Annotated in this window: 16 protein-coding genes; 8 read left to right on the forward strand and 8 right to left on the reverse strand. The window is 66.3% G+C overall.

Annotation, left to right across the window (positions count from 1 at the left end; all coding sequences use genetic code 11):
• Positions 1-70: 70 nt before the first annotated feature.
• On the reverse strand, positions 71-868 hold the full coding sequence (pgeF, locus tag EV698_RS07050; RefSeq protein ID WP_130504050.1) for a peptidoglycan editing factor PgeF: 798 nt from the start codon (positions 866-868) through the stop codon (positions 71-73).
• The gene (locus EV698_RS07055) at positions 865-1,956 is read right to left on the reverse strand and encodes an RluA family pseudouridine synthase (RefSeq protein WP_130503387.1); all 1,092 of its coding nucleotides are present in this window, start codon (positions 1,954-1,956) and stop codon (positions 865-867) included. The genes pgeF and EV698_RS07055 overlap by 4 nt, the downstream gene beginning before the upstream one ends.
• Before the next feature lie 63 nt (positions 1,957-2,019).
• Between EV698_RS07055 and EV698_RS07060 the strand changes: the two genes are divergently transcribed.
• The gene (locus EV698_RS07060) at positions 2,020-2,892 is read left to right on the forward strand and encodes an outer membrane protein assembly factor BamD (RefSeq protein WP_130503388.1); all 873 of its coding nucleotides are present in this window, start codon (positions 2,020-2,022) and stop codon (positions 2,890-2,892) included.
• 11 nt (positions 2,893-2,903) lie between these two features.
• Here the strand turns inward: EV698_RS07060 and EV698_RS07065 are convergent, their stop codons facing one another.
• From EV698_RS07065 to sucC, 4 genes are read right to left on the reverse strand one after another with little or no spacing between them, the layout of a single operon-like run.
• Positions 2,904-3,242 (reverse strand): P-II family nitrogen regulator, encoded by a 339-nt coding sequence (locus tag EV698_RS07065; RefSeq protein ID WP_130503389.1) that lies wholly within the window; start codon positions 3,240-3,242, stop codon positions 2,904-2,906.
• A 49-nt stretch (positions 3,243-3,291) separates the two neighbouring features.
• Positions 3,292-4,926, reverse strand: a complete 1,635-nt coding sequence (locus tag EV698_RS07070) for an NAD+ synthase (protein WP_130503390.1) — start codon at positions 4,924-4,926, stop codon at positions 3,292-3,294.
• A gap of 3 nt (positions 4,927-4,929) precedes the next feature.
• Complete coding sequence (sucD, locus tag EV698_RS07075; RefSeq protein ID WP_130503391.1) at positions 4,930-5,802, reverse strand: succinate--CoA ligase subunit alpha; 873 nt, start codon at positions 5,800-5,802, stop codon at positions 4,930-4,932.
• Positions 5,803-5,835: 33 nt separating this feature from the next.
• On the reverse strand, positions 5,836-7,005 hold the full coding sequence (sucC, locus tag EV698_RS07080; protein WP_130503392.1) for an ADP-forming succinate--CoA ligase subunit beta: 1,170 nt from the start codon (positions 7,003-7,005) through the stop codon (positions 5,836-5,838).
• 178 nt (positions 7,006-7,183) lie between these two features.
• On the opposite strand from sucC, the gene EV698_RS07085 reads away from it, so the two are divergent.
• The 6 genes from EV698_RS07085 to EV698_RS07110 all read left to right on the forward strand — a co-directional run bounded on the left by EV698_RS07085 (position 7,184) and on the right by EV698_RS07110 (position 12,018).
• A complete protein-coding gene (locus EV698_RS07085; RefSeq protein WP_130503393.1) occupies positions 7,184-7,660 on the forward strand; it encodes a pilin in 477 nt (158 codons plus the stop codon).
• Positions 7,661-7,687: 27 nt separating this feature from the next.
• Positions 7,688-8,392 (forward strand): TadE/TadG family type IV pilus assembly protein, encoded by a 705-nt coding sequence (locus tag EV698_RS07090; RefSeq protein WP_130503394.1) that lies wholly within the window; start codon positions 7,688-7,690, stop codon positions 8,390-8,392.
• 187 nt (positions 8,393-8,579) lie between these two features.
• Positions 8,580-9,596 (forward strand): TRAP transporter substrate-binding protein, encoded by a 1,017-nt coding sequence (locus EV698_RS07095; protein ID WP_130503395.1) that lies wholly within the window; start codon positions 8,580-8,582, stop codon positions 9,594-9,596.
• Positions 9,597-9,687: 91 nt separating this feature from the next.
• A complete protein-coding gene (locus EV698_RS07100; RefSeq protein ID WP_130503396.1) occupies positions 9,688-10,272 on the forward strand; it encodes a TRAP transporter small permease in 585 nt (194 codons plus the stop codon).
• 3 nt (positions 10,273-10,275) lie between these two features.
• A complete protein-coding gene (locus EV698_RS07105) occupies positions 10,276-11,559 on the forward strand; it encodes a TRAP transporter large permease (RefSeq protein ID WP_130503397.1) in 1,284 nt (427 codons plus the stop codon).
• Positions 11,560-11,568: 9 nt separating this feature from the next.
• Positions 11,569-12,018: a universal stress protein gene (locus EV698_RS07110; RefSeq protein WP_207220512.1), complete on the forward strand. Its 450-nt coding sequence runs from the start codon at positions 11,569-11,571 to the stop codon at positions 12,016-12,018.
• A 7-nt stretch (positions 12,019-12,025) separates the two neighbouring features.
• Here EV698_RS07110 and ampE read toward each other — a convergent pair whose 3' ends face one another.
• Together ampE and ampD are read right to left on the reverse strand one after the other, a co-directional pair.
• Positions 12,026-12,889 carry a regulatory signaling modulator protein AmpE gene (gene ampE / locus EV698_RS07115; protein ID WP_130503398.1) on the reverse strand — a complete coding sequence of 288 codons (864 nt, stop codon included), beginning with the start codon at positions 12,887-12,889 and terminating at the stop codon, positions 12,026-12,028.
• Entirely contained in the window at positions 12,886-13,473 is a 588-nt protein-coding gene (gene ampD / locus EV698_RS07120; protein ID WP_130503399.1) for a 1,6-anhydro-N-acetylmuramyl-L-alanine amidase AmpD, read from the reverse strand. The genes ampE and ampD overlap by 4 nt, the downstream gene beginning before the upstream one ends.
• Positions 13,474-13,557: 84 nt before the next feature.
• Here ampD and EV698_RS07125 point away from each other — a divergent pair, with 84 nt between their 5' ends.
• Positions 13,558-15,564, forward strand: coding sequence for a thioredoxin domain-containing protein (locus tag EV698_RS07125; RefSeq protein WP_130503400.1), 2,007 nt, complete (start codon positions 13,558-13,560; stop codon positions 15,562-15,564).
• The last annotated feature ends 171 nt before the right edge of the window (positions 15,565-15,735 follow it).

Below are 15,735 nucleotides of genomic sequence, written 5' to 3' on the forward strand. Positions count from 1 at the left end.
CAATAACCGGTATTTACTCTTGATTATTGATATGGGGTATGTGCCTGAGATTTGCAAGGACTAATGAATCTCATCCGTTCTTAACCACAAACCCCGCCAACCGCCCCGTCGCGCCATCACGCCGATAGGAATAGCTGTTCTCCGTATCCGCATACGTGCAAAGCCCCGTCGCCGTGGCGGCGCCCACGCCGCAGTCCTTCAGGATCGCGAGCGTTGTGGCGGTCAGATCGAGGTGATAGCGGTCCGGCTTCGAACCCAACGCCTCCCCGGCGTCCGCGCCGCTCGCCTCGGCGCTGCTCGCCTCCACCGCCGCGCGGTACTCGGGCACCACGCCCCCCGCCCTCAACTGCTCAATGACCTCGCCACCCACTTCGTAGGCGTCTTCACCGATGCAGGGCCCGACACTGGCGCAGAGCCGGTCCGGCTCGACGGGTAGCGCGGCAATCGCCGCCGGGATCACGCCGGCGGCCAGCCCCCGCCAACCGGCATGCACGGCGGCCACACACGAGCCGTCCGCGGCCGCTAACAGGATGGGGACGCAGTCGGCCACCAGGACCGCGCAGACCTGTCCGGGCTGATCGGTCCACACGGCATCGGCCTCGGTGACATCACGCTCCACATCACGGGCGTGGACCACGCGGTTGCCGTGGATCTGTCGGAGCCAGCGGGGTTCTTCAGGCAGCCCGGCCCGCTCGACCAGGCGACGACGATTTTCGGCAACCACCTGCGGGTCGTCACCGACGTGCGTCGCGAGGTTAAGGCTGTCCCAGGGCGGTCGGCTGACGCCGCCGTGGCGGGTCGTAAAGCCGGCGGTTACCGGTGCCGACCAGTCCGGCCGCCGGATGGAAAGGCCGGCCCCTGCTCTCACGGCCGCCAACGCCCGTCGCCCTCTGCCTCCGCCGCCACCTGATCGCGGTGGACCCGCAGTGCCGCCAGCAGCGCGGCGAAGTCGTCCGGGGGTGAGACGGTCCAGCGCAGGGTCTCGCCGCTCGCCGGATGGACCAGCGCCAGTGTCTCGGCATGCAGGGCCTGGCGGTGGAAGCGCCGCAGGCAGTCACCCACCGTGGGCGGCGGGCCGTCCGGCCGACGCGGCGGCCACTCGCCGTCGGGTGCCGGCATTTCGTCCATCCCGCCGGGCAGGCCCAGCCGCCCGCCATACAGCGGATCCCCCACGATGCGGTGATGGATATGGGCCATGTGGACGCGGATCTGGTGAGTCCGCCCCGTCTCGAGCTTGCAGCGCAGCAGCGTGTGCGCGGGGAAGCGCTCCTCAATCCGATAATGGGTTACGGCAGGTTTGACATTGGTGCCGATCAGATCGCCGTTGTTGTCCCTCGCCTCGCGCACGGCCATGCGCAGCCGATCGCGCGGGTGGCGGCCAACGGGCGCATCGACACGGCCGCCGGCGGTGAACGTCCCGCCGACCAGGGCCAGGTACTCACGGCCCACGCTGCGGGCCTGGAGCTGCTCGACCAGGTGGGTATGCGCGGCGAGGGTCTTCGCCACCACCATCAGCCCGGTGGTGTCGCGATCCAGGCGATGCACGATCCCGCCGCGGGGCAGTCCGCCCAGATCCGCGTCGTGATGGAGCAGCGCGTTCTGCAACGTCCCGTCGGCGTTTCCCGCGCCGGGATGCACCACCAGGCCGGCGGGCTTGTTGATCACCAGGATCGACTCGTCCTCGTGGACGATGTCGAGCGGGATGGGCTCGGCGGTGACGACGCCCTCCTCGGACTGGGTGGCGGCGAGGGAGATCCGCTCGCCGCCCTTGACTGCCGTGCGCCCGCGGGGCGAGTCGCCGTTGACGGTCAGCTCGCCGTCGCGCAGCCAGCGCTGCAGCCGCGAGCGGGAGAATTCCGGGAAAAGCTCGGCGAGCACGGCGTCGAGCCGGCGGCCCGCGGCGGCCTCGGGCACCGTCGCCTCACGCTCGATCCGGCTGGCTGACTGCTCATTCATACTGGGCGACACTCGTGGTTTTCTCTAGACTGGAAGGGTAAACATGGCTTGGATAAGGATGCGATGAAACGCCTTTTCGCGATTCTACTGCTTGGCGGCCTGCTTGGGGGCTGCGCCAGCAACGGCGATAACGATAGCCGGCTCGGCAGTGCCGAGGCCGCGGCGCTATACGAGGCGGCGGAGAACGCAGCCGACCGCAGCGACTGGGAGACCGCCATCTCCGAGCTGGAGACCCTGCAGGCGCAATTCCCCTTCGGGCTCTACGCCACCCAAGCACAGCTCAACATCATCCACGCCTACTACAAGGTCGGCGAAGTGGCCTCCACCGTCGCCGCCGCCGAGCGCTTCCGGCGCATCAACCCCCGTCACAAGGCCGTGCCCTATACCTGGTACATGCAGGGCCTTGCACTCGAGGAGAAGAACAACAGCGCGGTCAAGGACTGGGTGGGTGTCGACTCGACGCTGCGCGACCCGGTCCCGCGTCGGCAGGCATTCCAGGCCTATTCGACGCTGGTGGAGGATTACCCCGACAGCGACTATGCCGACGACGCTCAGGCCCGCATTGACGCCCTCTACGAGGACGGCGCGCGGTATCAGCTGAGCGTGGCGCGGTTCTACGCCGACCGCGACGCCTGGGTCGCCGCTGCCCAGCGCGCCATTACGGTCATCGAGGCGTTCGACGGGACCGCCGCCGTCGAGCCGGCCATGGATCTGCTGATCGACGCCTACCGGGCGCTCGAACTCGATGATCTGGCCGAGGGTGTGGTCGCCGTCCGCGATCAACGACCGGCGACCGACGATGGCGACGTACCGGAGACGCCTACCCTCTATGAGGAGGAAACGACGGAAGTCCCGCCGGCGCCCGAGTCGGGAGGCGCCCCCAGCGGTGGAGGCATGGGGAGCGGCGGTATGGGCTCCCCGACCGGCGGATTCTAGGCGGTCGGGCGCTAGAGCGCCTGGTCGCCGCTATCGCTGGTGCGAATCCGGATCGCCTGCTCCACGGGCGAGACGAACACCTTGCCGTCGCCGATCTTGCCGGTGTTCGCGGCGCCGACGATGGACTCCACCACCCGCTCGACCTGGTCGTCGGGGACCACCACCTCCACGCGCATCTTGGGCAGGAAATCCACCACGTATTCCGCGCCCCGGTAGAGCTCGGTGTGGCCCTTCTGGCGGCCGAATCCCTTGACCTCGGTGACCGTCATGCCGGTGATACCGACCTCGGCAATGGCCTCGCGCACGTCATCAAGCTTGAACGGCTTGATGATGGCCTCGATTTTCTTCATCCAGTCTTCTCCGCTAATTCGTGGAGGCGTGAGTGTATCAGGCGATCGGTCAGTGCGACTGACGACCGAATCCGGACGTGATGGGATAGCGCCGGTCACGGCCGAAGGCCTTGGTCGTCACTTTGACGCCCGGCGCCGACTGACGGCGCTTGTATTCATTGCGATGGAGCAGTTTAACGACCTTCAGGACCGTCTCGCGGTCGTGGCCCTGCGCGACGAGATCGTCGATCCCGGCGTCATCCTCGACATAACCCGCCAGAATGCTGTCGAGCTCGGCGTAATCCGGCAGGCTGTCGCTATCTTTCTGATCCGGCGCGAGCTCGGCACTCGGCGCGCGGGTAAGAATCCGCTCCGGGATGACCGGTTCCTGGGCATTGCGATAGGCGGCCAGGCGGTAGGCCTCGGTCTTGAAGATATCCTTGAGCGGCGAGAACCCGCCCACCATGTCGCCGTAGAGCGTGGAATAGCCCACCGCCATCTCGCTCTTGTTGCCCGGTGCGAGCACCAGGCCGCCGAGCTTGTTGGACACGGCCATCAGCAGCGTCCCGCGGATCCGTGACTGGAGGTTCTCCTCGGTGACATCCGCCGGCCGGTCACCGAAGATCGGCTCGAGGGTCTCGCGGAAACCGTCGAACACCGATTCGATGGGCACCGTGTCGTAGCGCACGCCCAGCGCCTCGGCGAGGGCAGCGGCGTCGGTCCGGCTCATGTCGGCGGTGTAGCGCGTGGGCATCATCAGGCAGTGCACCCGCTCCGGGCCCAGGGCATCGGCGGCGACACAGGTCACCAGTGCCGAGTCGATCCCTCCGGAGAGGCCGATGACGACGCTCGGGAAGCCATTCTTCTCGACGTAGTCACGCACGCCCCAGACCAGCGCCTCGTAGACCACCGCCTCGGCGGAGAGCGATGGCTCGATCGCCCCCTCCAGCGGGGTCCAGCGGCCGTGGATGCGCTCCATGTCCACCGGGTACAGCCCCGTGTCGAAATGCGGCGCGCGCGCCATCAGGTCGCCCTCGCCGTCGAAGGCGCAGGAGCCGCCGTCGTAGACGACCTCGTCCTGACCGCCGGCCATGTTGCAGTAGAGGATCGGCAGGCCGGTCTCGGCGACGCGGTCGCGCAGCACCGATTCCCGGGCGGCGCTCTTGTAGTGATCGAACGGCGAGGCGTTGAGGTTGACGACCACATCCGCGCCGGCATCCGCCGCCTGGTTCACCGGGCCGCGATGCCAGGCGTCTTCGCAGATGGTGACGCCGACCCGGCAGCCGTCCACGTCCACCACGCAGGGCGAGGTGCCCGGCGTGAAATAGCGCAGGTCGTCGAACACGCCGTAGGTCGGCAGCTCCTGCTTGGCGTAATGATCGACCACCGCGCCGTCACGGATGACGCAGGCGGCGTTGTAGAGATGGCCGTCCGCGAGCTGCGGGGCGCCGACGATCACCGTGATGCCGCGGGTGGCGGTGGCGATTCGCTCGAGACCCTCCTCCACGGCGGTGATGAAATCCGAGCGCAGCAGCAGGTCGTCCGGCGGATACCCGGTGAGCGTGAGCTCCGGGAAACACACCAGCCGCGCGCCCAGCCGGTCGCGGGCCTCGGTCGCGGCCTCGATCACGGCATCGGTGTTCCCCGCCACATCTCCGACGAGGAGATTGAGCTGGGCCATCGCGAATCGCAGGCGATCGTTCATGCGTCAGCCGGTGAAGGCATCGCTCACCCGCTGACCGATCTCGGCCGGCGAGCGCACGGTGGCCACACCGGCCCGCTCGAGCGCACCGAACTTGTCGTCGGCGGTGCCCTTGCCACCGCTGATGATCGCGCCGGCATGCCCCATGCGCTTGCCCGGGGGCGCCGTGACACCGGCGATGTAGGCCACCACCGGCTTGCGGACATGGGCCTGGATGTACTCCGCGGCCTCTTCCTCGGCGGTGCCACCGATCTCGCCCACCATGACGATGCCCTTGGTGTGGCGATCGGCCTCGAAGCGCGAGATGACGTCGACGAAGCTCATGCCCTGGATCGGGTCGCCGCCGATGCCCACGCAGGTGCTCTGGCCCATGCCGATATCGGTGGTCTGCTTGACCGCCTCGTAGGTCAGCGTCCCCGAGCGCGAGACGATCCCGATCGATCCGGCCATGTGGATATGGCCCGGCATGATGCCGATCTTGCACTGATCCGGCGTGATGATGCCGGGGCAGTTGGGGCCGATCAGCGTCGCGTCGTAGAAGTCCAGCGCCGCCTTGACCTTGAGCATGTCGAGCACCGGGATGCCCTCGGTGATGCAGGCGATGACCTTGATGCCCGCCTCGGCGGCCTCGAGGATCGCGTCGGCGGCGAAGGCGGCCGGTACGTAGATCATCGAGGCATCGGCGCCGGTGCCGTCCACGGCGTCACGCACCGTATTGAACACCGGGCGATCGAGATGCGTCTCCCCGCCACGGCCCGGCGTGGTGCCGCCGACGATGTTGGTGCCGTAGGCAATGCACTGCTCGGCGTGGAAGGTGCCCTGCTTCCCGGTGAAGCCCTGGACAATGACCTTGGTGCGTTTGTCCACCAGAATACTCATGTGAATTCCTCGTCTGCTGTCCGGGTAACGGGATCAGGCGCTGACCGCGCCGACCACCTTGTCTGCGCCGTCGGTAAGATCGTCGGCGGGGATGATGTCGAGGCCGCTCTCGGCCAGTAGCCGCTTGCCCTGCTCGACGTTGGTGCCCTCGAGCCGCACCACCACCGGCACGTTCACGCCCACCTCCTTGACGGCGGCGATCACGCCCTCGGCGATCATGTCGCAGCGGACGATGCCGCCGAAGATGTTCACCAGGATGCCCTGCACGTCGGGACTGGCGGAGATGATCTTGAACGCCTCGGTGACGCGCTCCTTGTTGGTGCCGCCACCGACGTCGAGGAAGTTGGCGGGCTCGCCACCGTGGAGCTTGATCACGTCCATCGTCGCCATGGCGAGGCCGGCGCCGTTGACCATGCAGCCGATATTGCCGTCGAGGGTGATGTAGTTGAGCCCGTGTTCGGCGGCCTGGACCTCGGTCTCGTCTTCCTGGCTGAGATCGCGCATATCGGCGATCTCGGGCTGGCGGTTGATCTCGATGGCGTTGTCATCGACGTTGATCTTGGCATCGAGCGCGAGCAGCGTGTCATCGGCAGTGACGATCAGCGGGTTGATCTCGATGAGGCTCAGGTCGCGCGCCTCGAAGCAGCGGTAGAGCCCCTGCATGATCTGCGTGAGCTGCTTGATCTGAACCGGACTGAGGCCCAGCGCAAACCCCATCTGCCGGCACTGGTAGGGCTGCAGACCGGCCACCGGATTGACCCGCACGGTGGAGATCTTCTCGGGCTCGGTGGCGGCCACTTCCTCGATGTCCATGCCGCCGGCGGCGGAGCCCATGAATACGACCCGCTTGCTGGCCCGATCGACCACCGCGCCCAGGTAGAGCTCGCGGGCAATGTCGAGGCCTTCCTCGATCATTACCGCGTTGATGGGCAGGCCGTGCTCGTCGGTCTGATGGGTGACAAGGCGGGTCCCGAGCATGGCCTCGGTGTACTCGCCCACCTCGTCGATGCTCTTGGCGAGCTTGACGCCACCGGCCTTGCCGCGGCCGCCGGCATGGACCTGCGCCTTGACCACCTGGACCGATCCGCCGAGCTCTTCGCCCGCGGTGCGGGCCTCGGCGGCGGAGCGGGCCACGAAACCCCTCGGAATCGGGATGCCGAACTGGCTGAAGATATGCTTCGCCTGAAATTCGTGAAGGTTCATGGGCGCTCCGCCTCCTCCTGTAAAAGTGGCCTTATTCTCCACGATTCATCGAGGCGATTCAAAAGCCGCGTCGAGGTCTCGATTCTGTGACGCATGCCCCGGACGCGGTCCGTGAATCTCCGGCTGAATGGACCCGCAGGCCGCACCCCGGCCAGCGCAATCCAACGGAGGTTATCCCATGCGCAGACAACAGAAGGGCTTCACGCTCATCGAGCTCATGATCGTGGTGGCGATCGTCGGCATCCTCGCCGCCGTCGCCGTCCCGGCCTATTCCGACTACACCACCCGGGCGAAGGTCACCGAGGGCATCGCCGCCGCCGGCGCGGCCAAGACCAGCGTGGCGGATTATTACTATGCCAAAGGGGAGTTTCCCGGAAGCAGCTCTGACGCGGGGTTAGGCGCCGCGACGGACTATTCGACCGATGTCATCAAATCAATGGCAATTGCGGGTACCGGAGGGGGAGTCATTAACGTGGTCTTCCTGGATGCTGTCACGGGTGGTAAAGACAGTACGGAGACCGACCGCAATACTCTGGCGTTCGTCCCCACCGCCTCAGACGCTGGCGCCATAAAATGGAATTGCATCATACCCGGCACCAACGGCCTCTACTCGAAATACGCCCCCGCGAACTGCCGGGATACGTCCGCAAACTGATCATTCTGCGGTTCATAGGCTGGACTAATGCGTCCCCACCGAACGGCCGGGCGGCGATTCACCGGCAGCATCATGCTGGAGACGGTGATCGCCCTGCCGGTGGTGCTGGTACTGGGGCTGTCGGTTACCCAGTGGGCGCTCGTCCACCAGGCGCGGGCGGTGATCGATCACGCCACGCTGATGGCGGCCCGGGCCGGGGCCGTCAACGAGGCCCGCATGGCACCGATGCGCAACGCCTTTGCCCGGGCGATCGTGCCGTTGCATCTCTCCCGCCGCGATGCCGCCGATTTCGAGACGGCGTTTCTGATCCGGGCCACGCCGGATGCACGACTCAACCTCAGGCTGCGCATCCTCAACCCCACCCGCGAGGCATTCGACGATCACGCCGTGCGCGACCGCAAAGGCGGGCGCTATCTGCCGTTCCGTCATCTCGACCGACGCTCCCGCCGGCCCGGCCGCCAAAGCGGGCTCAACATTCAGGATGCGACGCTCCTGCGTGTGCAGGCGACCTATGGCTACCCGCTCAAAGTGCCCTATGCCGGTGCATTCATCCGCCAGGCACTGCGGTTGGCGACGCGCTGGACGACGGCGTACGGCCCCCGCGAGCGCACCATGCTGCTCACTGGCCGACTTCCGATCGTCACCACGGCGACGGTGCGGATGCAGTCGCGAGCCCGCGCCGGGCCACACTTTCCGCAGCGCACCGATCTTGATCGGGTGGCGCGTGAATAAGGCATTTCACGCTAAATGCACCATTTCCGATGCATCTTTCGCGCCATTCTGGCGCAAACTGCCCCGGCTTGACCCCCGTCAACAGCGCAGGCTAGTTTCGGCTCGTCTGTCACATCAGTGACGGCTGGTAATCGGCAAGTGAGCGACATTCTGTCGTCACCCGAAACAGCAACAGGGAGACTCATTTATGAGGTCATCCGCGCTTTTTACGCGTACCGCCATCGGTGCGCTCGCCTTCGGCCTGTCCACGGCCGCCTTCGCCGACACCTGGCGCTATGCGCATGAGGAGTACGAGGGCGACGTCCAGGACGTCTACGCCGTGGCGTTCAAGGACTACATCGAGGCCAACTCCGATCACTCGCTCGAGATCTACCGCTTCGGCGAGCTCGGCGAGTCCGACGACATCATGGAGCAGGCGCAGTCCGGCATCCTCGAGTTCGTCAATCAGTCACCGGGCTTCAGCGGCGCCTGGCTGCCGCCGGCACAGATTTTCTTCGTGCCCTATCTGCTGCCCACCGACGAGCAGACGGTCCTCGAGTTCTTCGAGGAGAGCAAGGCCATCAACGAGATGTTCCCCGAGCTTTATGCCGAGCATGATCTCGAGCTGCTGAACATGTACCCCGAGGGCGAAATGGTGGTCACCGCCGACGAGCCGATCACCAGTCCGGCCGATTTCGACAACAAGAAGATCCGGACGATGACCAATCCGCTGCTCTCCGAGACCTACGAGGCCTTCGGTGCCAGTCCGACGCCGCTGCCCTGGGGCGAGGTCTACGGTGGTCTGCAGACCGGCGTGATCGATGGCCAGGAAAACCCGATCTTCTGGATCGAGGGTGGCAAACTCTACGAGGTGTCTCCCCACCTGACCTTCACCGGTCACGGCTGGTTCGTCACCGCCTCCATGGCCAACCAGGACTTCTTCGAGGACCTGTCGGACAGCGAGCAGCAGCTGATCCGCGAGGCGTCCGACGCGGCCTACGACCACACCATGGAGCATATCCAGGGGCTGGCCGAGGAGTCGCTCGCAAAGATCCGCGAGGCCTCCGACAAAGTGACGGTCACGCGGCTGACCGACGAGCAGATCGCGGCCTTCAAGGCCCAGGCGCCGCAGGTCGAAAAGGCCTACCTCGAGATGACCGGCAAGGCTGGCGAGCGGCTGCTCGAGCAGTTCAAGGCCGACCTCCAGGCGGTTAAGGCCGACTGATCCGCAACCTGACATCGCGTCAGCATTAGGGGTGGCCGGCATCGCGGGCCGCCCCTCTCTACATACAAAAGCTTACGGAGGCGGGCCGAGCATGAACGCAGAAGACGAAGCCGCGGAACGGTCCTATCGGTCCGACCTACCGGGGCTACTCGGTACCCTCGATACCTTTCTATCCCGCCTCGAGGCCTTCATTCTCGCCTCGGGCGTCCTGCTGATGGCCGCGAACACCGTCGCCAACGTGGTGGGCCGGTTCGTGTTCGGCGAGAGCATTTCCGCTTCCGGCGAGATCAACCGGGTGCTCATCATCCTGATCACGTTTGCCGGGATCGGCTACGCGGCCCGCCACGGGCGCCATATCCGCATGTCGGCGATTTACGACGCCTTTCCGGTGGGAGGCCGCAAGATCGCGATGATCCTTATCTCGCTGATCACCTCGGCGACCATGTTCTTCCTGCTGTACTTCTCGGTCGGCTACATCATCGACGTGTACGGCAGCGGTCGGGTTCTGCCCTCTCTCGGGTTCCCGGTCTGGACCGCCTACGTCTGGGTCCCGCTCGGATTCGGGATTACCGGTATCCAGTATCTGCTCACCGCCGTTAAGAACATTCGCGAGAAAGACGTCTACCTGTCCACGGTCGTCGTCGACGGCTACCGCGACACCGAAACCGAGGTCTAGACCATGGCCGCCATCATGTTCAGCGCCATGGTGCTCCTGCTGCTGCTCGGATTCCCGATGATGGTGCCGCTGATCGCCGGGGCGGTCATCGGCTTTACCATGATGTTCGGTGGCTTCGGGCAGATGGAGACGCTGATCCAGCAGATGCTTGCCGGGATCCGGCCGGCGTCGCTGATCGCGGTACCGATGTTCATCCTCGCCGCCGATATCATGACCCGGGGCAACTCCGCCGAGCGGCTGATCAACATGGTCATGAGCTTTATCGGCCATATCAAGGGCGGGCTGGCGGTCAGCACTGCGGCCTCGTGCACGCTGTTCGGCGCGGTCTCGGGCTCCACTCAGGCGACGGTAGTCGCCATCGGTTCTCCCCTGCGCCCACGCATGCTCAAGGCCGGTTACAAGGATCCGTTCACGCTGGCGCTGATCATCAACTCGAGCGACATCGCCTTTCTGATCCCGCCGAGCATCGGCATGATCGTCTACGGCGTCATCTCCGAGACGTCCATCAGCGAGCTGTTCGTGGCCGGCATCGTCCCGGGGTTGATGATCCTGCTGATGTTCTCGGTGTATTGCATCATCTACTCCTACATCAAGGATGTACCCACGGAGGAGAAGTCGAGCTGGGGCGAGCGCCTGACCGCGGTCCGCATGGCGCTCTGGCCACTGGGCTTTCCGGTGATCATCGTGGGCGGTATCTACGGCGGCGTGTTCAGCCCTACCGAGGCCGCTGCGGCCTGTGTGCTCTACGCGCTCATCCTCGAGTTCGGTATCTTCCGCTCGCTGCGGGCCCGCGAGATCTGGGCCATTGCCAAGTCGACGGGGCTGATCACGGCGGTGGTGTTCATCCTGGTCGGCGCGGGCAACGGCTTTTCCTGGATCATTTCCTTTGCCCAGATCCCCGATGCCGTGCTGAGCGCGGCGGGCATCAACGACGCGGGGCCCGTGGGCGTGCTGATCGCGATCTGCGTGGCGTTCTTTGTCGCCTGCATGTTCGTCGACCCCATCGTGGTGATCCTGGTGCTCACGCCGATCTTCATGCCGGCGGTGGAGGCCACCGGCCTCGACCCGGTCCTGGTGGGTATCCTGATCACCCTGCAGGTGGCCATCGGATCGGCCACGCCGCCGTTCGGCTGTGACATATTCACCGCGATCGCGATATTCAAGCGCCCCTACATGGAGGTCATACGCGGAACACCCCCGTTTGTCCTCATGCTGGTGGTCGCGGCGGCACTCCTGATCACGTTTCCACAGATCGCGCTGGGTCTGCGCGACCTGATGTTCAACTAGGGGCGGCGTATGGCGTTGTTCAATCGAATCCTGGTCCCCGTCGACGGCTCGAGCGGCGCGATGTCCGCCCTGCACAAGGTGATCGGTCTGCAGCGACTGACCGGGGCCGAGGTGTTCGTGCTCTGCGTTTTCAAGCACCACAGCCTGCGCGAGGCATCGCTGTCGATGGTCCGGCCGAGCCGCATGAATATGCCCGACGATGCACTCAAGGAGTACGCCACCGATATCGCGATGGCCGCCAAGCAGTCGGTGATCGACCACCATGTCCCGCATGATCGGGTCCGGGCGTTCGTGAAGGGCGGACGGCCGGCCAGTACCATCGTGCAGTTCGCGCGCCAGCGGGAGTGCGACCTGATCGTCATCGGTGCCCAGGGCACCACCGACGAGGCCAGCATGATCCTTGGCAGTGTCGCCCACCGCGTCGCCGGCGGGGCCCACTGCCCGGTCCTGGTGGTGTAGCCGGCGGTCAGCCGAACGCGAACAGCACGCCGGCGGCGACCAGCGCCATCCAGACGTAGATCGCACGCCGCAGCAGCGCATGCGCGTCGTCGACGGCCTCGGCGGTCAGATCCCGCGGCACGGTGGCCGGTGGCACGCCGAGTGCGGCCATCCCGGTCTCCGCCAGTCGGCGCGATGACGGCATCCCCGATTCGTCCTCCCAGACGTTCCAGGCGGCACTGAAATGCCCGGCCAGCGCCAGCGCCAGCGCCATCAACCGATCCGGCAGCCAGTCCAGCAGCGCGAGGAGTTTCTCGGCGCGGCCGCAGTAGCCCGGACCGGCGTTGTCATGGCAGTTGCCGAACGCCCGCGCCATCACGACCAGCCGATAGCCGAACGCCCCCAGCGGGCCGATCAGGACGAACCAGAGCACCGGGGCGAAAAGCCGGGTGCGGGCGCGCAGCACGAGATGCCCGACCGCCGCTTCGGGCATGGCCTCGAACGCCTCGCTCCGGTCGCGCCCACCGGAGAGCTGATGGAGGGCCGCCGCGGCGCCCGCCTCGTCACCCCGTCGCCAGGCCGCGGTAAAGGCGGCCACTTCGCTCTCCAGCGTCTCGCCACCGCCAAACGCGAAGCACAGTGCCGCGACGCTGAGTGCGAGCCCGATCAGCCCCGATAGCGCATCGCCGAGCGTCCACTGCACCAGCGCCACGGGCAGCAGCAGCGGCACCAGCACAAGCGTCAGGCCGAGGCCGTTATCCCAGGCCCGCAATGGCATCAGTCGCGCCTGCAGCCGGGCGGCATAGCGGAAGAAGCCGCGGGCGCTGCGCCAGCCGCCGGGCGGCAGATAGCCGTTAATGACTAGCGCTGCGATCAGTGCCAGGAGCTTCATAGCGAGACCACCCGACGCTGGGTAACCGGACAGTGGATACCGAGGTTGCGCTGCAGTCGCTGCCACTCGAACCCGGGGCCCGGATCGCTCTTGCGCCCCGGCGCGATATGGCAATGACCGACGACCCGATCCGCGCCGATGGCGGGATAGGCAGCGCGCAGCGCCGTGATCAGGCGCTCAAGGGTCTCGTACTGGATGGTGCAGTAAGGCTGCGTATCGGTGCCTTCGAGTTCGATACCAATCGAGAAATCGTTGCAGTCGGACCGTCCCTGGAACATCGATCCGCCGGCATGCCAGGCGCGCTGGTCGAAGGGCACGTACTGCGTCAGATGCCCGTCGCGGGCAATCAGCACATGGGCGGAGACCCGCACCCCCGCAAGGTAGGCGAACCGCGGATCGTCCCGGGTATCGAGCTGGTTGGTGAAAAGCTCGGTGATATGGCCTCCGCCGAACTGACCGGCGGGCAGGCTGATCCCGTGGACAACGATCAATTCCGGCCCATGGCCACTCGGCCGGGCACCCCGATTTGGCGAGTCGACGAAAGATGCCCCCGCGATGAGACCCGACGCCTTATCTACCTGCATGAATGACCGTCCCCTTTGACTAACACCCCCAGCCGGCGGGAATGATAGCATTCCGCCTGCCTTATGGTTCCGGGGGATCATCCCATGTCCGAATCGCCGCTCTCCACGAACCGCCTCGCGACGGCGACCAGCCCCTACCTGCGCCAGCACGCCGGCAACCCGGTTCACTGGCAGCCATGGGACGAGGCCGCCCTGGCGGAGGCCCGGCGTCTGGACCGTCCGATCCTGCTCTCGATCGGTTACTCGGCCTGCCACTGGTGCCACGTCATGGCGCATGAGTGCTTCGAGAACCCGGCGATCGCCGAGCAGATGAACGCCTCGTTCATTAATATCAAGGTCGACCGCGAAGAGCGTCCGGATCTCGATCGCATCTATCAGACCGCCCATCAACTCCTGGTGGGCCGCGGCGGTGGCTGGCCACTGACGCTGTTCCTCACGCCCGATCAGATGCCGTTTTTCGCGGGGACCTACTTCCCGGCGGAACCGCGCCAGGGCATGCCCGGTTTCGGTGATGTCATGGACCGCATCACCCGGGTCTGGCGCGATCATCGTGACGAGATCGACGAGCAGAATGCCGATCTCCAGCGCGTACTCGACCGGCTGAGCCGTGCGCAAGGCGGTAACGCAATCCCCGATCGGGCTCCCATCGATGCCGCCCGCCACCAGCTAGGCGAGCGCTTCGACCCCGCCCATGGCGGTTTCGGGAGTGCGCCGAAATTCCCGCAGCCGATGGCCCTCGAGCGCCTGCTGCGGCAGTACGCACGCAGCCAGCAACACGGCGAGACCGACCGCGGCGCCCTGCACATGGCCTGCCACACCCTGCGGCGGATGGCGCTGGGCGGCATCTACGACCAGGTCGGGGGCGGTTTTGCCCGCTACAGCGTCGATAACGAGTGGATGATCCCGCATTTCGAGAAAATGCTCTCCGACAACGCGCTTTTGATCGGCGTGGCGACGGATGCCTTCCAGGCCACCGGCGATCGGTTCTTCCGCCGCATCGCCCGCGAGACCGCCGAGTGGGCCCTGCGCGAGATGGAATTGCCCGACGGCGGCTTTGCCACGTCGCTGGACGCGGATAGCGCCGACGGCGAAGGCGCATTTTATCTGTGGACGCCCGAGGCGGTCCGCGCCGTCGTGGATGCCGATGAGGCCGAGCTGGTGATCCGTCGCCTGGGTCTGGACGAGAAGCCCAACTTCGACGGGCGCTGGCACCTGCAGGTGCACATGGCCTTCTCCGAGCTGGCGAAGGTGTTGCATACACCGCGCCAGACGCTGGTGGAGCGCTGGAAATCGGCCCAGCAAAAACTCCGCGCCGCCCGCGATCAGCGCCCGCACCCGGCTCGCGATGACAAGGCACTGACCGCCTGGAACGCGCTGATGATCCGCTCACTGGCCCGCGCCGGGCGCTTCCTCGATCTGCCCGATCTCATCGACGCCGCCGAGCGCACCGAGGCATTCATCAAGGCCCGCCTCGAGGATGGCTATCTGGATGATTACGCCTTTCTGCTGGCCGCGCTGATCGAGCTGCAGCAGGCGCGCTGGTCGGATGCGCGGACGCAGTGGGCGCAAACCCTTGCTGATACGTTGCTGACGCGATTCGAGGACGGCGACGCCGGCGGGTTCTATTTCACCGCCCACGACCACGAGGCCCTCATCCAGCGGCCGCGTACCTGGGCCGACGATGCCCTGCCGGCCGGCAATGGCGTAGCGGCGCTGTCGCTCAACCGCCTCGGGCACTGGCTGGGCGAGCCGCGCTACCTGGCGGCGGCGGAACGCACCCTCGCCGCCGCGGCGGACAGCATCGACCAAGCCCCTGCTGCCCATTGCAGCCTGCTCGATGCCCTTGATGAGCAGCTCGACCCGCCGCAGCTGGTGGTCATTCGCGGCGACGAGGCCACCCGCGCCGATCTCCGCGAGGTCGCCGAGGGCGGGCTCCAGCCCCAGCGCCTGATCTTCACCCCCAGCCCGGCGCAGGCCACCGCCGCCGCGCCCGTCGAAGGCACCGGGGCCTGGGTCTGCCCCGGGCGGACCTGCCTGCCCCGCGCCACCAGCGCCGCCGAGCTCAGGGATCGTCTGAATACCCTGACCTGATCCGCCAGGGCATCTCGCCCGCCTGAAACCGGACTGTCACTGAATCGACAACCCACCGTCATCTCATCGCCATCTTCGCGTCATCTCTTCGCGGCATTGTCATTACGAGTCGACGGCAGGGCTGGATCACGATTGTTGTTTTCCCGCAACGCTCCTGCCGATCAGTTGAGA

It is taken from the genome of Spiribacter vilamensis, from assembly GCF_004217415.1.
Lineage (GTDB): Bacteria > Pseudomonadota > Gammaproteobacteria > Nitrococcales > Nitrococcaceae > Spiribacter > Spiribacter vilamensis.